The following is a 24,732-nucleotide window of genomic DNA, read 5'->3' as shown; positions in this document are numbered from 1 at the left end:
CAAGCCAGCTCCCACATTTTGATTTGTGAATACCTTCAAATGTGGGAGCTGGCTTGCCTGCGATGAGGCCAGTTGCGCCCCCACAAATCCCAGCCAAAAAAAGCCCCGATCAAGCCGTGACAGGATCGGGGCAGAGTGCTTTGTGTGAGCTGCGCATCCCGAGGGTGACCAAACCTTCAAGCTGCTTGCTGGATTCCAGTGTGCACACTCCCTTCCCTTGCGAGTTAGCCGAAAACGACCTGTTCATAGGTGTGCCGGACATTCGCGAATTCAGGCCTTGCCGACTCGGTGATGGCCTACCAGAATCGACCTCAGTCCCCCGCTCCCCTAACAAGGATAAACGTCATGATGCACGCGGATTTGATTGACCAGGATGACCTGCTGGGCCAGCTGCGGTCGTTGGGTTTCGAAGTGTCCAGCGGCGCTACCGCCGAGCAGGCTTGTGAATGTGCGGTGCGCGGCTTGAGTGAAGCGCGGGCCAAGGCGCTGAAGAACATGGTTGAGCAGATGTACACCGGCAGCGCGACGATCTTGCCGGCGGTGAGGCAGGCGATCGACAAGCAGTTGTTGCCGGCTTTGGTGCAGTTTCGGCAGAACTCTGGCGCCTGATATACCGCATTCGCGAGCAAGCCCGCTCCCACATTCGACCGCGTTCCTACTGAAAAAACGCGGTCAAGTGTGGGAGCGGGCTTGCTCGCGAATGCAGGCGACTCGGTCTAGAGCCTTACACTGGCGAAAGTCGACTCATTCCTGGCCTGGCTCAACGCCGACAACGGCCCGGACAACGGTGACAACACCAGCGCCTGCGGAATCGGCATCATCGCCACCTGCTGCGTGGTATTGGAACCCACGCGCTCATCCCGCGGCGGAATGCCGAAGTATTCGCGGTAGCACTTGGAGAAGTGCGGCGTGGAAACAAAACCGCACACCGACGCCACTTCGATGATCGACATCGGCGTTTGCTTGAGCAATTGCCGTGCACGGATCAGGCGCAACTTGAGGTAGTAGCGCGAGGGCGAACAGTGCAGGTATTTCTGGAACAGTCGCTCCAGCTGACGCCGGGAAACCGCGACGTACACCGCCAGTTCGTCGAGGTCGATCGGCTCTTCCAGGTTGGCTTCCATCAGCGCGACGATTTCCTGCAGTTTCGGCTGGTTGGTGCCGAGCATGTGCTTGAGCGGCACACGCTGGTGATCCTGTTCGTTGCGGATGCGCTCGTACACAAACATCTCGGAGATCGCCGCCGACAATTCACGGCCGTGGTCGCGGCTGATCAGGTGCAGCATCATGTCCAGCGGCGCGGTGCCGCCGGAGCTGGTGAAGCGGTTGCGGTCGAGGGTGAACAGGCGTGTGCTCATGGCCACGCGAGGGAAAGCTTCCTGCATCGACGCCAGGCATTCCCAGTGCACGCTGCAATCAAAACCGTCCAGCAGGCCGGCGCAGGCCAGGGCCCAGCTGCCGGTGCACACGGCGCCAAGGCGACGGGACTGGCGCGCCTGGCTTTGCAGCCACGACACGTGTTCACGGGTCACGGTGCGCTGGATACCCACGCCGCCGCAGACGATCACAGTGTCCAGGGCCGGGGCTTTGTGCATGGAGGCATCGGGGGTGATTTGCAGACCGTCGCTGGCCCACACCTGGTTTCCGTCCACACTCAACGTCGTCCAGCGATACAGCTCGCGGCCGGAGAGTTGGTTGGCCATGCGCAGGGGTTCGACTGCGGAGGCCAGGGAAATCAGCGTGAAATTGTCCAGCAGCAAAAAGCCGATGGATTGAGGCGCACGGTTCTGGGGTTGAGCCCCTGAGTTGAACGACGTCATCGCGGTATCTCCTCACACAAAGCGGGTGATGGCCTCAGGCGAGGCTCTTGTTATTGCGCTCACCACCTTAAGGAAACTCCTATGGCGAGAGGCTTTGTATTGATAGAGCAAATGCCATGCCTAAAGTTGAATGCGTATTCAATAACTCCTGAAAACGACCTCATGACGTGTCTATATAAGCCCGCGCATGGAGTGGGGGATATGACCCGAAAAAGACGTCAGAGGACGCAGGCTCAGGGTGTGTGAGCAGATCGGTAGCACTTGTGGGAAGGGAGCGAAACGACGTGGGAAAAGTCTGTCACCACAAGCACGAGTGACAGAGGGTCGGGGCGGGAAATCGTTTGGGAGCTACTTATCTAATTGCGACGCGCTAAAAGGTGGCGCTTGTGGGTGTCGGTGTTCACTTTATGAGCAGTGTTGCCTGGTCTACCGCATTCGCGAGCAAGCCCGCTCCCACACTTGACCGCGTTTTTTCAGTAGGAACTCGGTCGAATGTGGGAGCGGGCTTGCTCGCGAATGCAGGCGACGCGGTCTGTCTGGATCAACACTCCACCGCACTCACCGCCAACCCGCCCCGCGATGTTTCCTTGTACTTGTCATGCATATCCGCCCCGGTATCCCGCATGGTGCGGATCACCCGGTCCAGGGAGATAAAGTGCTGGCCATCACCCCGCAGCGCCATCTGCGCCGCGTTGATCGCCTTCACCGCTGCAATCGCATTACGCTCGATGCATGGCACCTGCACCAACCCGCCTACCGGATCGCAGGTCAGGCCGAGGTTGTGTTCCAGGCCGATCTCCGCCGCGTTGCACAATTGCTCCGGCGTAGCACCGAGGATTTCCGCCAGCCCCGCCGCCGCCATGGCGCACGCCGAACCGACTTCACCCTGGCAACCGACTTCGGCACCCGAAATCGACGCGTTCTTTTTACACAGGATGCCCACCGCCGCCGCGCCGAGGAAATAGTCGACGACGTTGGCCTCGGTCACCTCTTCGCTGAACTTCATGAAGTAGTGCAGCACCGCCGGGATGATCCCCGCCGCGCCGTTGGTCGGTGCCGTGACCATGCGCCCGCCGGCGGCGTTTTCTTCATTCACCGCCAGGGCGAACAGGTTGACCCACTCCATCGCGCTCAAGGTCGAGCCGATCACATTCGGTTTGCCCAGCTCCTGCAAGCTGCGGTGCAACTTGGCTGCACGCCGCCTTACATTGAGGCCGCCGGGAAGGATGCCTTCGTGCTTGAGGCCTTGCTCCACGCAATCCTGCATGGCGCGCCAAAGCTTCATCAGCCCGCTGCGGATCTCTTCTTCCGAGCGCCAGGTTTTTTCGTTCGCCAACATCAGCTCAGCGACCCGCAGGTTGTGGGTCTTGCACAACTGCAGCAACTCCACCGCACTGGAAAAATCATAGGGCAACTCGGTGCGGTCCATGTCCGCCACGCCGCTGTTGGCCTGGGCTTCATCCACCACAAACCCGCCGCCCACCGAGTAGTAGGTGTCACGGTGCAGCTCGCCGTTATCACCGAACACCACCAGGGTCATGGCATTGGGGTGGAACGGCAGGTTTTCGTCGATCAGGCGCATGTCCCGCGCCCATAAGAAAGGCACCGGCAAATGTCCGTCCAGCAGCAGTGTGTGGGTCTCGCGCAGGGTTTCGATGCGGACGCCGATCTGCGATGGATCGATCGCATCCGGCCACTCGCCCATCAGGCCCATGATCACGGCGTTATCACTGCCGTGACCGATGCCGGTGGCCGATAAGGAGCCATACAGCTGAACTTCGATGCGCCTGACTTGTTCCAACACATCACGTTCACGTAATCCTTGAACGAACAACGCCGCGGCGCGCATGGGGCCGACGGTGTGAGAACTCGAAGGCCCAATGCCGATCTTGAACAGGTCGAAAACGCTGATAGCCATTGACGTGAAACTCCTCGATGAGCACAGGCCAGGCGCAAATAACGCCTGGTGACGGAGCTGCTACGCTCATGTCGCAATCCGCCCAGATGCGGCCATCATCAAGCTTTTGGTGGCGCTCACGGCGTCTCACACCGACGTACCCATGCTCATCAGCGCCGCTGTTGTGGAAGGCGACGTTTTGGCCGTTTTTTGCGGTTCAGATCGGTAAAAAGTGCAGTTTTGCCGTTGAAAAAATCTGTAAGCGACGTCACCGACACTGGATACGACCATCCCTGTACTGGATACGACGCCCCCTGTAGGCGTCAGATTTTCACTGGTACATGATCAGTCTCGACTCGTTTGCACAGTTGCGTGGCAGAGCTGTGCCGCACGCCCAACCGCAACACCTATAAGCGCGGTGTTATTGCCGCCAGAAAAACACCAGGAGTCCACCCCCATGAAAGGTTCACCGTCGTTGTTGTTGGCCGCCATGCTGAGTCTGCCAGTCCTGGCTCACGCTGCAGAACCGGCGCAATGCCAGACCGTCAACTTCTCCGATGTCGGCTGGACCGACATCACCGTCACCACCGCCACCACCAGCGAAGTCCTCAAGGGCCTCGGCTACAAACCCCGCACCACGATGATTTCCGTACCGGTGACCTACAAGTCCCTGGCCGACGGCAAGAACATGGACATCTTCCTCGGCAACTGGATGCCGACCATGGAAAACGACATCAAGCAGTACCGTGATGCCGGCACCGTGGAAACCGTGCGCGCCAACCTGGAAAACGCCAAGTACACCCTGGCCGTACCGGAAGCGCTGTACAACAAGGGCCTGAAAGACTTCGCCGACATCGTCAAATTCAAGGATGAGCTGGGCGGCAAGATCTACGGGATCGAGCCGGGTAACGATGGCAACCGCACCATCCAGACCCTTATCGACAAAGACGCTTTCGGCCTGAAAACCGCAGGCTTCAAAGTGGTCGAATCCAGCGAAGCCGGGATGCTCTCGCAGGTGGAACGCGCCACCAAGCGCGACCAGGCCATCGTGTTCCTCGGCTGGGAACCGCACCCGATGAACACCCGCTTCAAGATGAAGTACCTGACCGGGGGTGATGATTCATTCGGCCCCAACTACGGCCAGGCCACCATCTACACCAACGTCCGCAAGGGCTACACCCAGGAATGCAGCAACGTGGGCCAGTTGCTGAAAAACCTGTCGTTCACCCTGAACATGGAAAGCACCCTGATGGGTAACGTCCTGGACGACAAAATGAAGCCTGACGCCGCCGCCAAGGCGTGGCTGAAGAAGAACCCGCAAGTGCTCGACACCTGGTTGGCTGGTGTCACCACCGTCGATGGCAAACCAGGATTGGAGGCCGTCAAAGCGTATCTCGCCAAGTAAGTGCTGACCCCGGGCTGGCACGCTGGCCCGGGATGTTTTTCCTCTTCGCATGTGGACATTCACTACCATGCTGACTGAACATAAAATCCCGCTAGGCCAGTACATCGCTGCCTTCGTTGAATGGTTGACCCAACACGGGGCCGCCTACTTCGACGCAATCGCATCGACCCTGGAAACGATGATCCACGGCGTGACGTTCGCGCTGACCTGGTTCAATCCACTGGCATTGATCGGTCTGATTGCGCTGCTCGCTCATTTCATTCAACGCAAATGGGGCCTGACAGTGTTTGTCATCGCCTCCTTCCTGCTGATCCTGAACCTGGGGTACTGGCAGGAAACCATGGAGACCCTGGCGCAGGTGCTGTTCGCCACCCTGGTCTGCGTGGTGATCGGCGTGCCGCTGGGCATTGTTGCCGCGCACAAACCGATGTTCTACACCCTGATGCGGCCGGTGCTCGATCTGATGCAGACCGTACCGACCTTCGTCTACCTCATCCCTACCCTGACCCTCTTCGGGCTGGGTGTGGTGCCCGGGCTGATTTCCACGGTGGTGTTTGCGATTGCCGCGCCTATCCGTCTGACTTACCTGGGTATCCGTGATGTGCCGCAAGAGTTGATGGACGCCGGCAAGGCCTTTGGCTGCTCGCGCCGTCAGTTGCTTTCGCGGATTGAACTGCCCCACGCCATGCCGAGCATCGCCGCCGGCATTACCCAATGCATCATGCTGTCGTTGTCGATGGTGGTGATCGCAGCCCTGGTGGGCGCCGACGGCCTCGGCAAGCCGGTGGTCAACGCACTGAACACCGCCGACATCGCCCTGGGCTTTGAAGCAGGCCTGGCGATTGTATTGCTGGCCATCATGCTCGACCGCATCTGCAAACAACCCGACGCCAAAGTAGGGGGTGATGCATGAGCATTATCCGATTCGAAAATGTCGACGTGATCTTCTCCAAAGACCCACGCGAGGCGCTCAAGCTGCTGGACCAGGGCATGACGCGCAACGAGATCCTGAAAAAGACCGGGCAGATTGTCGGCGTCGAAAACGCCAGCCTGGATGTCGAGAAAGGCGAGATCTGCGTGCTGATGGGCCTCTCAGGCTCGGGCAAGTCGAGCTTGCTGCGCTGCATCAATGGCTTGAACACCGTCAGCCGCGGCAAGCTGTTTGTGGAGCATGAAGGTCGGCAGATCGACATCGCTTCCTGCACCCCCGCCGAGCTGAAAATGATGCGCACCCAGCGCATCGCCATGGTCTTCCAGAAATTTGCCCTGATGCCTTGGCTGACGGTGCGTGAAAACATCAGCTTCGGCCTGGAGATGCAGGGCCGCCCGGAGAAAGAGCGGCGCAAGCTGGTGGATGACAAACTGGAACTGGTGGGCCTGTCGCAGTGGCGCAACAAGAAGCCCGACGAGCTTTCCGGCGGCATGCAGCAACGTGTCGGCCTCGCCCGCGCGTTGGCGATGGACGCCGATATCCTGCTGATGGACGAACCCTTCTCCGCACTCGACCCGCTGATCCGCCAGGGTTTGCAGGATGAGTTGCTGGAGCTGCAACGCAAGCTGAGCAAGACCATCGTATTTGTAAGCCACGACCTGGATGAGGCGCTGAAACTCGGCAGCCGCATCGCGATCATGAAAGACGGCCGGATCATCCAGTACAGCGTGCCGGAAGAGATCGTGCTGAACCCGGCGGATGACTATGTGCGGACCTTCGTGGCCCACACCAACCCGCTGAATGTGTTGTGTGGCCGCAGCCTGATGCGCACGGTGGATAACTGCACCCACGTCAACGGCTCCATCAGCCTGGACCCGGGCGGTGACTCGTGGCTGGACCTGGCGGAAGGCAACACCATCAAGGGTGCGCGGCAGAACGGCGCGGTGCTGAACTTGCAGAACTGGGCACCGGGGCAAGCCGTGGAAGGTTTGGGGCGGATGCCGACGCTGGTGGATTCCAATATCGGGATGCGTGAGGCGTTGCAGATTCGCTATCAGACAGGCAACAAGCTGGTGCTGCAGGACAACAACAAGGTGGTGGGGATTTTGGGTGACAGCGAGTTGTATCACGCGCTGCTGGGCAAGAACCTGGGGTAGATCCTCCTGAAGGAAATGGGTCAATGTGGGAGCTGGCTTGCCTGCGATAGCTGCAGTGAATTCACCACTGCTATAGCAGGCAAGCCAGCTCCCACATTTGACCCCATTCCAACCTTGGAACAGCGGCGCCAGTGAAGGCGCCGCATTGATCGTTCCCACGCTCTGCGTGGGAATGCCGCCATGGACGCTCTGCGTCCGCTCTTGAAATCGTGACGCGGAGCGTCACAGGATGCGTTCCCACGCGGAGCGTGGGAACGATCATCACCACCCACTCTTAGCTATAGACACGGCCAAGGAGCTGCCGATGGCTTTCAAACTGATCGAGCACGTCCCGGGTGATTTGTTCCTGGGTGAAGCCCATCAGGTCGTACTCTTGAGGCCCGTTGTGCAGGTAAACCTCGGCGCGGTAGTAGCGCGTGCGCTCTTCCTCGGGCAAGTCGTTCGGTGCCGACGAATAAGCATCCAGGCTCACCTCGTAGACAAACGGATTACCCTCTTCCATCTCGATGCGCACACCAATGCAGCGCTTGGATTTGCCCAGCAGGGTCTGCACTTCCAGCCCCTGATCACGCAACGCAGTCGCTGCCTCTTCCAGCGCCGGCGTGACGTGCTTGTCCATAAAGCGTTGCACGGTACCTTGGCTCGGTTGCAGGTCCAGGGCAGTCAAACGCTCGCTGAAACCACGCCGACCACGTTCAGCCAATTGCGCCTGCTCCAGCTCGGTCGCCACGTCCTGGCGCATTGCCTTGTGCAGGCCGAACATGAACAGGATCAGCACCACCGAGAATGGCAGGCCGGCCAGCACCACCATGGTTTGCATGGCTTCGAAGTTACCGGCGAACAACAGGCCGATGGTCACCAGGGTGATCACCGCCGACCAGAAGATCCGCAACCAGTGGGGCGCATCTTCGTCAACATTGCCGCCTTTGCAGGACAGGTTCGCCATCATCACCGCGCCGGAATCCGCCGGGGTCAGGAAGAGTACGAAGCCCACAAAGATCGACACACCGATGACGATTTTCGACGCCGGGTAATGCTCAAGCAGTTGGTAGATCGCCATGGACGGCTGTTCCAGTGCGGTCTTGCCCAACTCCACCGCGCCATGGTTGACCACCAGGTCCAGGGCCGAGTTACCGAAGATCGACAGCCATGCCAGGGTGAAGCCCAGCGGGATCAGCAGCACGCCGGCCACCAGTTCACGCACGGTGCGGCCACGGGAAATACGCGCGATGAACATGCCCACGAATGGCGCCCAGGAAATCCACCAGGCCCAGTAGAACAGGGTCCACAGGCCCATCCAGCGTTCGGTCTTGTCGGCGTCGCCTTCGTACACGTACAGGTCGAAGGTCTTCAGCACGATGCCGTTCATGTAGTCGCCGATGTTCTGCACGAAGCCGTTGAGCAAGTGCAAAGTCGGGCCAAACAGCAATACAAAAATCAGCAGGCCGCTGAACAGCACGATGTTCAGGTTGGACAGGCGGCGAATGCCGTTCTCCACACCCGACACGGCAGCGATGGTCGCCACGGTGCTCATCACGATGATCACGATCAGCAGGTTGGTGTTGCTGTGCTCCATGCCGAACAGGTTTTCCAGCCCGGACGACACTTGCATCGAACCAATCCCCAGGTTCGTCACCAGGCCCAGCAGCGTGACGAACATGCCGAAGCCGTCCACCGCGTGACCGGCCGCGCCTTTGACCCAACGCTCGCCCACCAGCGGGTAAAGCGCCGAGCGCAAGGCCAGCGGCTGGTTATGACGGTAGGCAAAGTACGCCACAGCCAGGCCGACCAGTGCGTAGATCGCCCAGCCGTGCAGGCCCCAATGGAGGAACGTCAACTGCAAGGCCTGCCGTGCGGCTTCGCCGGTGGCCGATGCGCCTTCAGGCGGGTTGAAGTAGTGGTCCAGCGGCTCGGACGCGCCGAAGTACAGCAGCGAGATGCCGATGCCCGACGAGAAGAGCATGCCGGCCCAGGCGCCGTAGCTGAAGTCCGGGGTGTCGTCCTTGCTGCCCAGTTTCAATTTTCCGTAGGACGAAAACGCCAGGCCCACCACAAACACCAGGTAGGCGGCGATCACGACCATGTAGTACCAGCCAAAGCTTTTCGACAACCAGGCTTGGGCCACACCGAGCATCCTGCCGGCTTCCTGCGGGGCGATGATCAGAATCGCGGTCAACAACAGAATCAGCGCGGTGGAGGTGTAGAACACCCAACCGTTGACCCGCACCTTTTCCGGCGGGGTCTTTATAAGAGAGGCAGAACTCATGGCACAGATGCTCCGGGCAGTGCAGAGAAACACAAGGCAACGCATGACCCGAGCCATCGATTTTTCGGCAGTCGACGGACGGGTGTATAAAGACACCCCGAAAAACCATGAACCCCGGCGAACCGCTGTGCCGGGCTGTTTCATGGGGTTTCCCGATGTCAGGTGGCGCCACATGCACGTAGGAAATACCTGTAGGCAGCGACCATTTGTCGCAGATCTTATTCTTTGTTGATTGAACGTTCAATCAAAACAAAATAGACTGGCCCATAAGCCGACGGACGTTTATCGCCCGTTGGCAGGCCTAAGGAGAGGTGCACGATGCCCAAGGTCGGTATGCAACCCATACGCCGCCAGCAGTTGATCGAAGCCACATTGACTGCGGTCGATCAGGTCGGAATGGGGGATGCCAGCATTGCGCTGATCGCCCGTCTGGCCGGTGTCTCGAATGGCATCATCAGTCACTACTTTCAGGACAAGAATGGCCTGATCGCCGCCACGATGCGGTACCTGATGAACGTGCTGATCGAGAACGTCACCGAGCGCCGGTTGGCGCTGAAAGATGACAGCCCGCGGGCTCATCTTCAGGTGATCATCGAAGGCAACTTCGACGCCAGCCAAGTCAACGGCCCGGCTATGAAAACCTGGCTGGCCTTCTGGGCCACCAGCATGCACCACCCGTCATTGCACAGGTTGCAGCGGATCAACGATCACCGTCTGTATTCCAACCTGTGTTGCCAGTTCCGCCGAGCGTTGCCGTTGTCCGAGGCACGCAGCGCAGCCCGAGGCCTGGCGGCCCTGATCGACGGTTTGTGGTTGCGCGGTGCCCTGTCGGGAGACGCTTTCGACACGGAGCAGGCGCAACGGATCGCTTACGAATACATGGATTTCCAATTGGCCAAGCAGGTGAGTTAGAGCACACATAACCGCTCAACTCCCGAACCGCGCCAACCACTTATGCACTTGCGAGGACTTTATGGCCCGTTTCGAACTGCAAAAACTCTACATTGACGGCGGCTACTCCGACGCTGGCAGCGATGCCACTTTCGAAGCCATCAACCCGGCTAACGGTGAAGTTCTCGCCAATGTGCAACGCGCCACTAAAGAAGACGTTGAGCGCGCTGTAGTCAGCGCCGAAAAGGGCCAGAAAATCTGGGCCGCCATGACCGCCATGGAGCGTTCGCGCATCCTGCGTCGCGCCGTCGACATCCTGCGCGAGCGCAACGATGAGCTGGCCGCCCTGGAAACTCTGGACACCGGCAAGCCGTACTCCGAAACCCAATACGTCGACATCGTCACCGGCGCCGACGTGCTGGAATACTACGCAGGCCTGGTGCCCGCCATCGAAGGCGAGCAGATCCCGCTGCGTGACACCTCGTTCGTCTACACCCGTCGCGAGCCGCTGGGCGTCGTGGCCGGTATCGGCGCGTGGAACTACCCGATCCAGATCGCCCTGTGGAAATCCGCACCTGCCCTGGCGGCCGGTAACGCGATGATCTTCAAGCCAAGCGAAGTCACCTCGCTGACCACCCTGAAACTGGCTGAAATCTACACCGCAGCCGGCGTTCCGGATGGCGTGTTCAACGTACTGACCGGCAGCGGCCGTGAAGTCGGCACCTGGCTGACCGAGCACCCGCGCATCGAGAAAGTCTCCTTCACCGGCGGCACCGACACCGGCAAGAAAGTCATGGCCAGCGCTTCGAGCTCCTCGCTCAAAGAAGTCACCATGGAACTGGGCGGCAAATCCCCGCTGATCATTTTCGACGACGCCGACCTCGACCGCGCCGCCGACATCGCGATGATGGCCAACTTCTACAGCTCGGGCCAGGTCTGCACCAACGGCACTCGCGTGTTCGTTCCGACCGCCCTCAAAGGCGCGTTCGAAGCCAAGATCGCCGAGCGCGTTGCCCGCATCCGCATCGGCAACCCGGAAGATGAAAACACCAACTTCGGCCCGCTGGTCAGCTTCGCCCACATGGAAAGCGTGCTCGGCTACATCGCCAAAGGTAAAGAGCAAGGCGCGCGCCTGCTGTGCGGCGGCGACCGCCTGACCGACGGCGAATTCGCCAAGGGTGCCTACGTGGCCCCGACCGTGTTCACTGACTGCACCGACGAGATGACCATCGTCCGTGAAGAAATCTTCGGCCCGGTGATGAGCATCCTCACCTACGACACCGAAGAAGAAGTGATCCGTCGCGCCAACGACACCGACTTCGGCCTGGCCGCTGGCCTGGTGACCAAAGACCTGAACCGCGCCCACCGCGTGATTCATCAGCTGGAAGCCGGTATCTGCTGGATCAACGCCTGGGGCGAGTCCGACGCGAAGATGCCGGTGGGCGGCTACAAGCAATCGGGCGTGGGCCGTGAAAACGGGATCAGCTCGCTGAACAACTTCACTCGCATCAAATCGGTACAGGTTGAGCTGGGCGACTACGCCTCGGTGTTCTAACCACTGGGTTTTGTATTGCCCGCGAGGCCGCCATCGCGGGCAAGCCCGGCTCCCACATCTTGACCGTGTGAACCCGGTCAACTGTGGGAGCTGGCTTGCCTGCGATGAGTGCGAAGCACTCGCCTGACCTGACCATATCTAAATGAGGGTGCATTTAATGTCCCAAGAATACGACTACATCATTGTGGGTGCCGGCTCCGCCGGTAACACCCTGGCGACCCGTCTGACCGAAGACGAAGGCGTCACCGTCCTGTTGCTGGAAGCCGGCGGCCCGGACTACCGTCTTGATTTCCGTACCCAGATGCCAGCCGCCCTGGCGTTCCCGCTGCAAGGCCGCCGCTACAACTGGGCCTACGAAACCGATCCAGAGCCACACATGGACGGTCGCCGGATGGAATGCGGTCGCGGCAAAGGCCTCGGCGGTTCTTCGCTGATCAACGGCATGTGCTACATCCGCGGCAACGCGATGGACTACGACAACTGGTCGAAACTGCCGGGCCTGGAAGACTGGACCTACCTGGACTGCCTGCCGTATTTCCGTAAAGCCGAAACCCGCGATATCGGCCCGAACGACTACCACGGTGGCGAAGGCCCGGTCAGCGTGACCACGCCAAAAGCCGGCAACAACCCGCTGTTCCACGCGATGGTTGAAGCAGGCGTACAGGCCGGCTACCCGCGCACTGAAGACTTGAACGGCTACCAGCAGGAAGGCTTCGGCCCGATGGACCGTACCGTGACGCCAAACGGTCGTCGCGCCAGTACCGCTCGCGGTTACCTGGACACGGCCAAGAAGCGCTCGACGCTGACCATCGTCACCCACGCCCTGACCGACAAAGTACTGTTCGAAGGCAAGCGTGCCGTCGGCGTGCGTTACCTGATCGGTGCTGCTGAAGAACGCGTTGAAGCCCGTGCCCGCAAGGAAGTCCTGGTGTGCAGCGGCGCAATCGCTTCGCCGCAACTGCTGCAACGTTCCGGCGTCGGCCCGGCGAAGCTGCTGGAAAGCCTCGACATCCCGGTGGTCCACGACCTGCCAGGCGTCGGCGAAAACCTGCAGGATCACCTTGAGCTGTACCTGCAATACGCGTGCACCCAACCGGTCTCGCTGTACCCGTCGCTGCTCTGGTACAACCAGCCGGCCATTGGTGCCGAGTGGCTGTTCAACGGTACCGGCATCGGCGCCAGCAACCAGTTCGAAGCGGGCGGTTTCATCCGTACCCGTGAAGACTTCGATTGGCCGAACATCCAGTACCACTTCCTGCCGGTAGCGATTAACTACAACGGCAGCAACGGTGTGAAAGAGCACGGTTTCCAGGCGCACATGGGCTCCATGCGTTCGCCGAGCCGCGGTCGCGTGCAGTTGAAGTCGAAGAACCCACGGGAATACCCGAGCATCCTCTTCAACTACATGTCTACCGAACAGGACTGGCAGGAATTCCGCGACGGCATCCGCCTGACCCGTGAAATCATGCAACAGCCGGCACTCGACCAATACCGTGGCCGCGAAATCAGCCCGGGCATCGACGTACAGACCGACGAGCAACTGGATAAATTTATCCGCGAGCACGCCGAGACTGCGTTCCACCCGTCCTGCTCGTGCAAGATGGGCACCGACGAGATGGCCGTGGTTGACGCCGAAGGCCGTGTGCATGGCATGCAGGGTCTGCGCGTGGTTGACGCGTCGATCATGCCGATCATCACCACCGGCAACCTGAACGCGCCGACGATCATGATCGCCGAGAAAATCGCCGACAAGATCCGTGGCCGCAAGCCACTGCCGCGCAGCACTGCGGATTACTACGTAGCAGGCGATGCGCCGGTGCGTGGCAAGCCGATGCGTGAAGTAGGTCCTACTGCGCAGTAACTGATACACCGCGGTGCCTGCATCGCAGGCAAGCCAGCTCCCACATTTGACCTCGTTCGCCAGAACAACTCGGTCAAATGTGGGAGCCGGGCTTGCCCGCGATGAGGCCCGACCAGACACTGCAAAACCCCTCTCCTACACTTTCCTTGATCAGCTCCCCAGCCCAGGCCTACTCTATTTGCCTGCCCGCGCCGAGCCGCCCACAAGGAAGGCCCCATGTTCGAACACCACGCCACACTCAAAAAGCAATTCAGTGCCCTGCGCACCACTGCCGAATTCTTCTCCCTGCGCTATGTCCGCGAGTCCGGCCAGTACCTGTCGGTACGCAAGAACGTCGCCGAGCCGCCACACCTGAGCCAGGACGAAGGCGCGATGCTTACCGTGCGCCTCAACGGCGTCGAAGCCTATGCCGCCACCCACGATATTTCCTTGCCCGGCCTGCAAGCCGCCCTTGAGCGCGCCGAACAGCAAGCCCGGTTGATCAAGCCCCACGCCCTGCTCGACCTGCGCGACCAGCCGGTGTCCAGCGACATCGCCGACTACCTGTCGCCAAGCCTCGACCAGCCCTTCCCGTCCCTGAGCGACTGCTACCAGCTGCTCGGCGCCGAATCGGCCGCCGTGCCCAAGGACGAGCGCCTGGTGAACTGGGAAGTCAGCCTGGGCACCACCCACGTCGAACAGATCTACCTCAACAGCGCCGGCGCCGAACTGCGCCAGGCCCAGCGGTTTGTGTTCCCCGGCGTCAACGTCACGGCCTACGACGGCAACGACAGCCAGACCCGTACCCTGGGCGGCACCAACTTCGGCCAGCAAGGCGGCTTTGACGTGATCAGCCGCTTCGGCCTGGTGGGCGCCGCGCCGCAGATTGCGGACCAGGCACTGCAACTGCTGCTGGCCCCGAACACGCCCCAGGGCCCGCGCGACCTGCTACTGATGCCCGACCAGATGATCCTGCAGATCCACGAATCCATCGGCCACCCGCTGGAACTCGACCGCATCCTCGGCGACGAGCGCAATTACGCCGGCACCAGCTTCGTCAAGGCCAGCGACTTCGGCCACCTGCAATACGGCTCCAGGCTGCTGAACGTAACCTTCGACCCGGACATTCCCGAGCAGCTCGCCAGCTACGGGCATGACGACGACGGTACGAAGGCCAGCAAACAATTCCTGATCCGCGAAGGCCTGCTGCTCAAGCCGTTGGGCGGTGCGTTGTCGCAGTATCGCTCCGGCATGCAAGGCGTGGCCAACAGCCGTGCCTGCAGCTGGAACCGCGCGCCGATCGACCGCATGGCCAACCTGAATATCGAGGCCGGCGACCAGAACATGGCGCAACTGATTGGCGGTATCGAGCACGGCATCATGATGTCCACCAACCGTTCGTGGTCGATTGACGATGCACGCAACAAATTCCAGTTCGGTTGCGAATGGGGCCAGTTGATTGAAAACGGCGAGCTCAAAGGTGTGGTGAAGAACCCCAACTACCGGGCGATTTCCGCGCAGTTCTGGCGCAACCTCAGCGCCGTTGGCGACGCCAGCACCTTCAAGGTGCTGGGCACGCCTAACTGCGGCAAGGGCGAACCCAACCAGGTGATCCGCGTCGGCCATGCGTCGCCGGCCTGTGTGTTCAGCAACGTGGACGTGTTCGGGGGAGACGCCTGATGAATAATTTCAAAGCCTTGGTGGACTGGCTCAAGCAAGCCATCACCGACCACGAACAATTCCACCTCGGCTACGCCGACGAATCGTCCGAGTTTGTGCGTTTCAATCACGGCAAAGTGCGCCAGGCCGGCCAGGTGCAACAGGCCAGCCTGAACCTGAAGCTGATCAACGACGGGCGCCACGCCGACCTCGGCATCACCCTGGCGGGCGAGCCTGAACTGGATCGCCAGCGCCTGGCCGACGGCCTGCAACAACTGCGCGAGACCTTGCCGTTGCTGCCGCAGGATCCGTACCTGCTGCTCAACCACAATGCCTGGCAAAACAAGGACCAGCAGGACCGACCACTGCCAGACCTGGCCCAGGTGCTGGAAGCAATCAGCGCAGCCGCTGAAGGTGTGGACATGGTCGGCTTCTACGCCGCCGGCCCTATCAGCCGTGGCTTCGCCAGTTCATCAGGCGCCTTCGGCTGGCACCAGGCCAACAGTTTCAACTTCGACTTCAGCCTGTTCCACGCCAACGGCGAAGCGGTGAAAGCCAGTTACGCCGGCAACGATTGGGACAGCGCGGCCTTCGCCCAGCGTTTCCAGCAGGCCCGCGAGCAACTGGAGTTCCTCGGCCGCCCGCTGCACCCACTGGCACCGGGGCAATACCGCGCCTACCTGGCCCCGGCGGCCATGGAAGAGATCATCAGCATGCTGACCTGGGGCGGGTTTTCCGCCCAGGCCATCGCCAGCAAGGGCAGCCCGCTGCAACGCTTGTACAACGGTGATCAAGCCTTGAGCCCGCTGGTGACACTGGATGAGCAGGTCAGCGGCTCCCTGAGCTCGGCGTTTTCCCGTGACGGCTACCCACGCAGCGACGTGAAGCTGATCAGTGCCGGCAAGGCTGAAGGCCAACTGGTCAACTCACGCAGCGCGGCCGAATACGGTTTGAGCACCAACGGCGCCAGCGGTGATGAGTCCCCCAGCGCGTTGCAGATGGCCGCCGGCAACCTGGCCCAGGCCGATATCCTCAAGCAATTGGGCACCGGCTTGTACATCAGCAACCTGTGGTACCTGAACTACTCCGACCAGCCCGCCGCGCGCCTGACCGGCATGACCCGCTTCGCCACGTTCTGGGTCGAGGACGGCGAGATCAAGGCGCCGGTCAGCACCATGCGCTTTGATGACAGCGTGTACAGCCTGCTGGGCTCGCAACTGGAAGCGCTGACCGCTGATCGGGAATTGCTGCTGTCGGCGAGTACGTATAGCCAGCGTAATACCTCGTCCAACCTATTACCGGGCGCATTGGTAAAGCGCCTGACCCTGACCTTATAAGCAACGCAAAACCCATGTGGGAGCTGGCTTGCCTGCGATAGCGGTGTATCAGTGCCAGATCTGCTAAATGACACGGCGCTATCGCAGGCAAGCCAGCTCCCACAGTTGATTGCATTCCACATTTTGATCGAGCCCGCCCTCAAAACCCCACTCCAGACACCTGGTCGTCCGGCCAGTTGTCGCTCGCGAAAAACCTCGTTATAAAGGTTAGTGGCATCTAGCCACGTCCGCGCGGTAAAAAAACTCAAACAACACCCCGCCGTCCTCAACCCACTTGCACGCAAGTGATGCATGACCTTGCCCGGGATAGGGCAAGCTGGAGCGTTGACATGAACCATGGAAGTTTTGTCATTGAAAAGCTGTTCAAGCACTACAACGTTCACGTAGAGCAGCTTGGTAACAACCCAGAGAAGAAAACCGTGCTGTTGGTCAATGGCGCGCTGTCCACCACCCGCTCATTTGCCCGTACCAGTAAGTGCCTGTCCGAGCACTTCAATGTGCTGATGTTCGACTTGCCGTTCTCCGGCTATTCACGCCCGCACAACACCGACCTGGACCTTGTGACCAAGGACGATGAAGTGCAAATCCTGAGGGCACTGGTGGAGCGCTTTCAGGTCAACCATCTGGTGTCCGCCTCATGGGGCGGGATTTCCACGCTGCTGACCCTGGCCCATAACCCGCCGTCCATTGAAAGCTCGGTGGTGATGGCGCTGGCGCCCAACCTCAATCAGGCGATGCTCGAGTATGTGGAACGGGTGCGCGTGCTGATCGAAGCCGATGACAAATCCGCCGTCGGCCATCTGCTGAATGAAACCGTCGGCAAATACCTGTCGCCCCGGCTCAAGCGCAACAACCACCGGCACCTGTCGACCATGGCCACCACCGAGTATCGCCAGGCACGCTTCCATATTCATCAGGTGCTGGCGCTGGGTGACGGCAACTACCTGCCGCAATTGACCCGGATCGAAACCCCGGTGCACTTCCTCAACGGCGTGCTGGACGAGTACACCCCGGCAGACGAAGCCCAACTGTTCAAAAAATACGTAGGCCGCAGCAGCTTCGCCACCGCCGAGCACACCGGCCATTTGCTCGACCTGGAATCCCGCGAAGCGGCCCTGGCCGTGCACCGGGCGCTGATTGATTTCCTGGTGGGCAAAGACGTGGCGTTGTCAGATATAGACGAAGCGCCAGTGGGAAAAGGAGTTGCCGATGGCGCATAATCGCCGACACATAGGCTGCTAACAAAAAGGTAACTCATGCCGAATCGCGCCCCTCTCGATGCCAAGACCGCCCGCTGGCTACCCTGGGTGGTAGCGATTGCCTTCTTCATGCAGTCGCTGGATGGGACGATTCTCAACACCGCATTGCCCGCCATGGCCCGAGACCTGGCGGAGAACCCCTTGCGCATGCAAGGCGTGGTGATCGCCTACATGCTGACCGTTGCGTTGCTGATCCCGGCCTCCGGCTGGGTGGCCGACCGCTTCGGTACCAAGAAGATTTTCTTCGGCGCGATCATGCTGTTCAGCATTGGCTCGTTGCTCTGCGCACTCTCCAGCACGCTGACCATGCTGGTGGGCGCCCGGGTGATCCAGGGCCTGGGCGGTGCGTTGATGTTGCCGGTGGGCAGGCTGGTGGTGTTGCGCGCCTACCCGCGTTCGGAGCTGGTGCGGATCATGGGTTTCATCACCATTCCAGGGCTGCTGGGCCCACTGCTCGGCCCGACCATGGGTGGCTGGATGGTGCAATACCTGACCTGGCACTGGATCTTCCTGATCAACCTGCCGGTGGGCATCATCGGCTGCTACGCCGTCTGGAAATTCATCCCCGACCTGCGCGGCAGCGAACGCACCCGTTTCGACGGCGTGGGTTTCCTGCTGTTCGGCGCGGCGATGGTGCTGATCACCATCGCCATGGAAGGCCTCGGCGAATTGCACCTGCCGCACCTGCGGGTGATGTTGCTGCTGTTCGGCGGCCTCGCGTGCCTGGCGGCGTATTGGTTGCGGGCCGGGCATATCGACAATCCACTGTTCTCGCCGGTGCTGTTCAAGACCCGGACCTTTGCCGTGGGCATCCTTGGCAACCTGTTCGCTCGCCTGGGCAGCGGCGCGTTGCCGTTCCTGGTGCCGCTGCTGTTGCAGGTGGCGCTGGGCTATTCGCCGTCCGAAGCGGGGATGAGCATGCTGCCCCTGGCGGCAGCGGCGATGTTTGCCAAGTCCATCGCCCGGCCGCTGATCGAGCGCCTGGGCTACCGAGTGGTGCTGACCGGCAACACCCTGGCGCTGGGCATCATGCTGGCGAGCATGGGCCTGGTCAGCGAACACACGCCCTACCCGTTGCTGCTGAGCATGCTGGCGATCCTCGGGGCGATCAACTCGCTGCAATTCACCGCGATGAACACCGTGACCCTGATCGACCTAGACGACGCCCAGGCCAGCAGCGGCAACAGTTTGCTGTCGGTGGTGGCGCAGTTGTCCCTGAGCCTGGGGGTGGCCTGCGCCGGTGCGCTGCTGGGTGGTTTTACCGCCGAAGTGGGCAACGACGGGGTCGACACGGTGCTTGGGGCGTTCCAGTTGACCTTCGTCACCGTGGGCATCATGGCGATGCTGGCGGCGGCGATCTTCCTGCAATTGTCGCCAAAAGACGGCAAACGCGTGGTCAGCCGTGAGCACGACATTGAGCATTAACAGGCTTCTCGTCTAGAACTTGCAGGGAAAATCCCACGAGACTGGTACACTGCGCGACATTTTGTTTTGCAGAGCCAGTCCCGTGACTACCATCGCCACCGCTTTTAATACTTTGCCCCTGTCCGCCGCCATGCTGGCTAACCTCGACTCGCTGGGTTATGTCGAGATGACGCAGATCCAGGCGCAAAGCTTGCCGGTGATCCTCAAAGGGCTGGACCTGATTGCCCAGGCCAAGACCGGCAGCGGCAAGACCGCAGCCTTCGGCATCGGCCTGCTGAACCCGATCAACCCGCGCTACTTCGGCTGCCAGGCACTGGTCATGTGCCCGACCCGCGAACTGGCTGACCAGGTGGCCAAGGAAATCCGCCGCCTGGCCCGCGCCGAAGACAACATCAAGGTGCTGACCCTCTGCGGCGGCGTGTCCCTCGGCCCACAGATCGCCTCCCTTGAGCACGGCGCCCACGTCATCGTCGGCACCCCGGGCCGCATCCAGCAGCACCTGCGCAAGGGTTCGCTGGTCCTGGACGGCTTGAACACGCTGATCCTCGACGAAGCCGACCGCATGCTCGACATGGGCTTCTACGACGCGATCGAAGACATCATCAGCAAGACCCCGGCCCGCCGCCAGACCCTGCTGTTCTCGGCCACCTACCCGGTGAGCATCAAGCAGTTGGCCTCGAAATTCATGCGCGCGCCGCAGCAGGTCAAGGCCGAAGCCTTCCACTCGGACGATCAGATCGAGCAGCGCTTCTACGAGATTTCCCCGGAAGAGCGCATGGACGCGGTGACCAAGGTCCTGGCGCATTTCCGCCCGGCTTCTTGCGTAGCCTTCTGCTTCACCAAGCAGCAAGTGCAGGAAACCGTGGATCACCTGACCGCCAAGGGCATCTCCGCCGTCGGCCTGCATGGCGACCTGGAACAGCGCGACCGCGACCAGGTGCTGGCAATGTTCGCCAACCGTAGTACATCGGTACTGGTGGCCACCGACGTAGCCGCCCGTGGCTTGGACATTGATGCACTGGACATGGTGATCAACGTCGAACTGGCCCGCGACTCGGAAATCCACATTCACCGCGTGGGCCGTACTGGTCGTGCCGGTGAGACCGGCATTGCTATCAGCCTCGTCGCACCGTCCGAAGCCCATCGCGCCCAGGCCATCGAGCAACTGCAGAAGTCGCCGCTGAACTGGGACCAACTGGACAACCTCAAGCCTCAGAGCGGCGGCCCGTTGCTGCCGTTGATGAGCACCCTGTGCATTGCCGCCGGCCGTAAGGACAAGGTTCGCCCTGGCGACATCCTTGGCGCACTGACCGGTGACGCCGGAATTCCGGGGGCCCAGGTTGGCAAGATCGCGATCTTTGATTTCCAGGCCTTTGTGGCAGTGGAACGCGGGATCGCCAAGCAGGCGCTGCAGCGCTTGAATGACGGCAAGATCAAAGGCCGTTCGTTGCGCGTGCGTATCCTGTAAAAACACCGCGTTCCTGTTGAAGGAACCGAATCAATGTGGGAGCCGGGCTTGCCCGCGATGCAGGTGACTCGGTCTGACAGATTGACCGAGTTGATGCCATCGCAGGCAAGCCAGCTCCCACATTTGATTGCATTTCAGATCAATATTTTTGTGAGGACATGGCTGTGCGCTCGACCGAAGTTGTGATCATTGGCGCCGGCGCCGCAGGCTTGATGTGTGCGCTGACCGCCGCCGGGCGTGGGCGCAAGGTGATGTTGATCGACCACGCGAACAAGGCCGGCAAAAAGATCCTGATGTCCGGCGGTGGCCGCTGCAACTTCACCAATATGTACACGGAGCCTGCCAACTTCCTCTCCCACAACGCGCACTTCTGCAAGTCTGCCCTGGCCCGCTACACCCAGTGGGATTTCATCGGGCTGGTGGCCAAGCACGGCGTGCCGTACCACGAGAAGAAACTCGGCCAGCTTTTCTGCGACAACAAGTCCAGCGACATCCTCGGGATGCTGCTGGATGAGTGCATCCAGGTCGGCGTGAGCATGCACCTGGACACGTCGGTGCAGGAGATTGCCAAGGTCGATGGCGGCTATCAGTTGCAAACCACCCTGGGTGAGTTGCGCTGCGAATCGCTGGTGATCGCCACCGGCGGCCTGTCGATCCCGACCCTGGGCGCCACTGGCTTTGGTTATCAAGTGGCCAAGCAGTTCGGCCATGAATTGCTGCCAACCCGCGCCGGGCTGGTGCCGTTCACCATCACCGATCAGCTCAAGGAATTGTGCGGTGAGTTATCCGGTACTTCCGTGGATTGCCTGGTGAGCTGCAACGACCAGAGCTTTCGCGAGAACATCCTGTTTACCCACCGCGGCCTGAGCGGGCCGGCGATCCTGCAGATTTCCTCATACTGGGAATCCGGCGACACCGTGGAAATCAACCTGCTGCCGGATCACGACGCCCACACCTGGCTGCAAGAGCAACAGGTGGAGCGCCCGAACAGCGAGCTGAAAACCCTGCTGGGTGAGATCTTCACCAAGAAGATGGCCAACCTGCTGGCTGAAACCTGGTTCGTTTCCAAGCCAATGAAGCAGTACACCCACGCAGAGATTGCCGACATCGCCAGCAAACTGGGGAGCTGGCAGTTGGTTCCGGCGGGCACTGAAGGCTATCGCACCGCCGAAGTCACCCTGGGTGGCGTGGACACCCGGGAGGTTTCGTCCAAGACCATGGAATCCCTGAAAAGCCCCGGTTTGTACTTCATCGGCGAAGTGTTGGATGTGACCGGTCACCTGGGCGGGTTCAATTTCCAGTGGGCGTGGGCTTCCGGGTATGCAGCCGCTCAATTTGCCTGATTCAAGGATGTACTCGGTCGAACTGTGGGAGCTGGCTTGCCTGCGATGAGGCCGGCACCTCCAACATCTTGATTGACTGACACACCGCCATCGCAGGCAAGCCAGCTCCCACATTGGTTTGGGGTGTTCTTGAGAGAATGCCTGTAATAAATTTTGCTGTTGGATGTGATCGCCACGCTTGCCGTGGCGTCATTACTGGCTCAATTTAGCGGCATCGTCCCGGAAGACCCCAGACTTCATGTCATCGACCTCCTTCAAGCAGTCCATGCGGCGCCTTTGGGCACTGGATAAGTTCAGTTACAGCGTACGGGTATTCATCGCCCTGACCGGCAGCATGGCGCTGTGCTGGTACCAGAATGAAATGGCGCTGCTGATCCCGCTGTTCCTGGGGATTATCGCCAGCGCCCTGGCCGAGACCGATGACAACTGGCAGGGCCGGCTTAACGCCCTGGCCGTGACACTGGTGTGCTTCAGCACCGCGGCACTGTCCGTCGAACTGCTCTTCCCCTATCCCTGGATCTTCGCGATCTTCCTGGCTCTGTCCAGCTTCGGCCTGACCATGCTCGGTGCGCTGGGGGAGCGTTACGGGGCGATCGCCTCGGCCACCCTGATTCTCTCGGTCTACACCATGATCGGCGTGGACCAGCGCGGTGGTGCGGTCACCGACTTCTGGCATGAACCCTTGCTGCTGGTGGCTGGTGCCGCGTGGTATGGCGCGCTGTCGGTGCTGTGGCAGGTGCTGTTTTCCAACCAGCCAGTGCAGCAGAGCCTGGCGCGGTTGTTTCGTGAGCTGGGGCGCTACCTCAAGCTCAAGTCCTCATTGTTCGAACCGATCCGCCAGCTGGATGTGGAAGCCCGGCGCCTGGAACTGGCGCAGCAAAACGGCCGGGTGGTGGCGGCGCTGAATGCCGCCAAAGAGATTATCCTGCACCGGGTCGGCAATGGCCGCCCGGGCTCCAAGGTCAGCCGCTACCTCAAGCTGTATTTCCTGGCCCAGGACATCCACGAACGCGCCAGTTCCTCGCACTACCCTTACAACGCACTCGCCGAGGCCTTCTTCCACAGCGACGTGCTGTTCCGCTGCCAGCGTCTGCTGCGCCAGCAAGGCAAGGCCTGCCAGACCCTCGCCGAATCGATCCAGATGCGCCAGCCCTTCGTCTATGACGACAGCTTTGCCGAAGCCCTGGGCGACCTGAATGCCTCCCTGGAACACCTGCGCATCCAGAGCAACCCGGCCTGGCGCGGCCTGCTGCGCTCCCTGCGTGCCCTGGCCGCCAACCTGTCGACCCTGGACCGCCTGCTCGGCGACGCCGCCAACCCCGACAGCCTGGCCGATGCCACCGACAGTAGCCTGCTGGACCGTGCACCGCGCAACCTCAAGGAGATGTGGACCCGCCTGCGCACGCAGCTGACACCAACCTCCTTGCTGTTCCGCCACGCCCTGCGCCTGCCCCTGGCACTGAGTATCGGCTATTGGATGGTGCACTTGATTCACCCGTCCCAGGGCTACTGGATCATCCTCACCACCCTGTTCGTGTGCCAGCCGAACTACGGTGCCACCCGGCGCAAGCTGGGCCAGCGGATCATCGGCACCGCCATCGGCCTGACCATCGCCTGGGCGCTGTTCGACCTGTTCCCCAACCCGCTGATCCAGTCGATGTTCGCCATTGCCGCCGGCCTGGTGTTCTTTATCAACCGCACCACGCGCTACACCCTGGCGACCGCTGCGATCACGCTGATGGTGCTGTTCTGCTTCAACCAGGTGGGCGATGGCTACGGGCTGTTCCTGCCACGCCTGTTCGATACCTTGCTCGGCAGCCTGATCGCCGGGCTGGCGGTGTTCCTGTTCCTGCCGGACTGGCAGGGCCGACGCCTGAACAAGGTGCTGGCCAACACCCTGACCTGCAACAGCATCTACCTGCGCCAGATCATGCAGCAGTACGCCGCCGGCAAGAGCGACGACCTGGCTTACCGCCTGGCCCGGCGCAACGCCCACAACGCCGATGCGGCGCTGTCCACCACCCTGGCGAATATGCTGATGGAGCCGGGGCATTTCCGTAAGGAGGCGGATGTGGGGTTCAGGTTTCTGGTGCTGTCCCACACGCTGCTCAGCTACCTGTCGGGGCTGGGTGCGCACCGGGAAACCCAATTGCCGGCGGAGGTGCGCGAGCACTTGATCGAAGGCGCCGGGAAGACGCTGGCGGCGAGCATCGACGAGATCGCCACGGGGCTGGCCAACAAGCAGCCGATCGCGATCCAGAGTGATGCGGAAGAGGCCTTGGCGGTGGACCTGGAGCAGATGCCGGATGAGATTGATGAAGGGCAGCGGTTGGTGCAGACGCAATTGGCATTGATCTGCCGGCAACTGGGGCCGTTGCGCACTTTGGCGGCTCACCTGATCAAAGACACCAGCGCGGATTAAATCGCTATCGCGGGCAAGCCCAGCTCCCACAGGAGTACTCGGTCAACTGTGGGAGCC

17 protein-coding genes are annotated in these 24,732 nt (G+C 61.1%); 14 read left to right on the top strand and 3 right to left on the bottom strand.

Annotation, left to right across the window (positions count from 1 at the left end; translation table 11 throughout):
* Positions 1–345 precede the first annotated feature (345 nt).
* Positions 346–609 (top strand): hypothetical protein, encoded by a 264-nt coding sequence (locus tag K0H47_RS24450; protein ID WP_017476443.1) that lies wholly within the window; start codon positions 346–348, stop codon positions 607–609.
* Between the two features lie 107 nt (positions 610–716).
* On the opposite strand, the gene K0H47_RS24445 is transcribed toward K0H47_RS24450, so the two are convergent.
* Together K0H47_RS24445 and K0H47_RS24440 are read right to left on the bottom strand one after the other, a co-directional pair.
* Complete coding sequence (locus tag K0H47_RS24445; RefSeq protein ID WP_003216915.1) at positions 717–1,820, bottom strand: GlxA family transcriptional regulator; 1,104 nt, start codon at positions 1,818–1,820, stop codon at positions 717–719.
* Positions 1,821–2,361: 541 nt separating this feature from the next.
* Positions 2,362–3,738 (bottom strand): L-serine ammonia-lyase, encoded by a 1,377-nt coding sequence (locus tag K0H47_RS24440; protein ID WP_063026626.1) that lies wholly within the window; start codon positions 3,736–3,738, stop codon positions 2,362–2,364.
* A 436-nt stretch (positions 3,739–4,174) separates the two neighbouring features.
* On the opposite strand from K0H47_RS24440, the gene K0H47_RS24435 reads away from it, so the two are divergent.
* The 3 genes from K0H47_RS24435 (at position 4,175) to choV (ending at position 7,210) form a co-directional block, all read left to right on the top strand.
* On the top strand, positions 4,175–5,122 hold the full coding sequence (locus K0H47_RS24435; RefSeq protein WP_017476446.1) for a choline ABC transporter substrate-binding protein: 948 nt from the start codon (positions 4,175–4,177) through the stop codon (positions 5,120–5,122).
* A gap of 67 nt (positions 5,123–5,189) precedes the next feature.
* A complete protein-coding gene (choW, locus tag K0H47_RS24430) occupies positions 5,190–6,035 on the top strand; it encodes a choline ABC transporter permease subunit (RefSeq protein ID WP_003216909.1) in 846 nt (281 codons plus the stop codon).
* Positions 6,032–7,210, top strand: a complete 1,179-nt coding sequence (choV, locus tag K0H47_RS24425) for a choline ABC transporter ATP-binding protein (RefSeq protein WP_219273761.1) — start codon at positions 6,032–6,034, stop codon at positions 7,208–7,210. Before choW ends, choV begins: the two co-directional genes overlap by 4 nt.
* 274 nt (positions 7,211–7,484) lie before the next feature.
* Here choV and K0H47_RS24420 read toward each other — a convergent pair whose 3' ends face one another.
* Positions 7,485–9,419: a BCCT family transporter gene (locus K0H47_RS24420; protein ID WP_374106781.1), complete on the bottom strand. Its 1,935-nt coding sequence runs from the start codon at positions 9,417–9,419 to the stop codon at positions 7,485–7,487.
* Positions 9,420–9,794: 375 nt separating this feature from the next.
* On the opposite strand from K0H47_RS24420, the gene betI reads away from it, so the two are divergent.
* The 10 genes from betI to yccS all read left to right on the top strand — a co-directional run bounded on the left by betI (position 9,795) and on the right by yccS (position 24,675).
* Positions 9,795–10,388, top strand: a complete 594-nt coding sequence (gene betI / locus K0H47_RS24415) for a transcriptional regulator BetI (protein ID WP_010167549.1) — start codon at positions 9,795–9,797, stop codon at positions 10,386–10,388.
* 61 nt (positions 10,389–10,449) lie between these two features.
* Positions 10,450–11,922, top strand: coding sequence for a betaine-aldehyde dehydrogenase (gene betB / locus K0H47_RS24410; protein ID WP_076017806.1), 1,473 nt, complete (start codon positions 10,450–10,452; stop codon positions 11,920–11,922).
* A gap of 157 nt (positions 11,923–12,079) precedes the next feature.
* The gene (gene betA / locus K0H47_RS24405) at positions 12,080–13,783 is read left to right on the top strand and encodes a choline dehydrogenase (protein ID WP_201142265.1); all 1,704 of its coding nucleotides are present in this window, start codon (positions 12,080–12,082) and stop codon (positions 13,781–13,783) included.
* A 216-nt stretch (positions 13,784–13,999) separates the two neighbouring features.
* A complete protein-coding gene (locus K0H47_RS24400; protein ID WP_219273759.1) occupies positions 14,000–15,442 on the top strand; it encodes a TldD/PmbA family protein in 1,443 nt (480 codons plus the stop codon).
* Positions 15,442–16,758, top strand: coding sequence for a TldD/PmbA family protein (locus K0H47_RS24395; protein WP_177070854.1), 1,317 nt, complete (start codon positions 15,442–15,444; stop codon positions 16,756–16,758). The genes K0H47_RS24400 and K0H47_RS24395 overlap by 1 nt, the downstream gene beginning before the upstream one ends.
* A 329-nt stretch (positions 16,759–17,087) precedes the next feature.
* A complete protein-coding gene (locus K0H47_RS24390; protein WP_017476453.1) occupies positions 17,088–17,978 on the top strand; it encodes an alpha/beta fold hydrolase in 891 nt (296 codons plus the stop codon).
* Between the two features lie 36 nt (positions 17,979–18,014).
* Positions 18,015–19,442: a multidrug transporter subunit MdtD gene (gene mdtD, locus K0H47_RS24385; RefSeq protein WP_003216894.1), complete on the top strand. Its 1,428-nt coding sequence runs from the start codon at positions 18,015–18,017 to the stop codon at positions 19,440–19,442.
* Between the two features lie 130 nt (positions 19,443–19,572).
* Entirely contained in the window at positions 19,573–20,910 is a 1,338-nt protein-coding gene (gene dbpA / locus K0H47_RS24380) for an ATP-dependent RNA helicase DbpA (protein WP_235616464.1), read from the top strand.
* 164 nt (positions 20,911–21,074) lie between these two features.
* A complete protein-coding gene (locus tag K0H47_RS24375) occupies positions 21,075–22,253 on the top strand; it encodes an NAD(P)/FAD-dependent oxidoreductase (RefSeq protein ID WP_063026608.1) in 1,179 nt (392 codons plus the stop codon).
* Between the two features lie 238 nt (positions 22,254–22,491).
* On the top strand, positions 22,492–24,675 hold the full coding sequence (yccS, locus tag K0H47_RS24370; RefSeq protein WP_177025585.1) for a YccS family putative transporter: 2,184 nt from the start codon (positions 22,492–22,494) through the stop codon (positions 24,673–24,675).
* The last annotated feature ends 57 nt before the right edge of the window (positions 24,676–24,732 follow it).

The organism is Pseudomonas sp. Xaverov 83, from assembly GCF_019352905.1.
GTDB lineage: Bacteria > Pseudomonadota > Gammaproteobacteria > Pseudomonadales > Pseudomonadaceae > Aquipseudomonas > Aquipseudomonas yamanorum.
The sequence above is the reverse complement of the archived record's forward strand: the minus strand, read 5'-3'. Positions and strand labels throughout refer to the sequence as shown.

Coding starts and splice junctions, on each gene's coding strand:
- betI (WP_010167549.1), top strand. CDS start 9,795: ATGCCCAAGGTCGGTATGCAACCCATACGCCGCCAGCAGTTGATCGAA.
- mdtD (WP_003216894.1), top strand. CDS start 18,015: ATGCCGAATCGCGCCCCTCTCGATGCCAAGACCGCCCGCTGGCTACCC.
- yccS (WP_177025585.1), top strand. CDS start 22,492: ATGTCATCGACCTCCTTCAAGCAGTCCATGCGGCGCCTTTGGGCACTG.
- K0H47_RS24445 (WP_003216915.1), bottom strand. CDS start 1,820: ATGACGTCGTTCAACTCAGGGGCTCAACCCCAGAACCGTGCGCCTCAA.
- K0H47_RS24440 (WP_063026626.1), bottom strand. CDS start 3,738: ATGGCTATCAGCGTTTTCGACCTGTTCAAGATCGGCATTGGGCCTTCG.
- K0H47_RS24390 (WP_017476453.1), top strand. CDS start 17,088: ATGAACCATGGAAGTTTTGTCATTGAAAAGCTGTTCAAGCACTACAAC.
- K0H47_RS24400 (WP_219273759.1), top strand. CDS start 14,000: ATGTTCGAACACCACGCCACACTCAAAAAGCAATTCAGTGCCCTGCGC.
- choV (WP_219273761.1), top strand. CDS start 6,032: ATGAGCATTATCCGATTCGAAAATGTCGACGTGATCTTCTCCAAAGAC.
- dbpA (WP_235616464.1), top strand. CDS start 19,573: ATGCTGGCTAACCTCGACTCGCTGGGTTATGTCGAGATGACGCAGATC.
- K0H47_RS24435 (WP_017476446.1), top strand. CDS start 4,175: ATGAAAGGTTCACCGTCGTTGTTGTTGGCCGCCATGCTGAGTCTGCCA.
- choW (WP_003216909.1), top strand. CDS start 5,190: ATGCTGACTGAACATAAAATCCCGCTAGGCCAGTACATCGCTGCCTTC.
- betB (WP_076017806.1), top strand. CDS start 10,450: ATGGCCCGTTTCGAACTGCAAAAACTCTACATTGACGGCGGCTACTCC.
- betA (WP_201142265.1), top strand. CDS start 12,080: ATGTCCCAAGAATACGACTACATCATTGTGGGTGCCGGCTCCGCCGGT.
- K0H47_RS24395 (WP_177070854.1), top strand. CDS start 15,442: ATGAATAATTTCAAAGCCTTGGTGGACTGGCTCAAGCAAGCCATCACC.
- K0H47_RS24450 (WP_017476443.1), top strand. CDS start 346: ATGATGCACGCGGATTTGATTGACCAGGATGACCTGCTGGGCCAGCTG.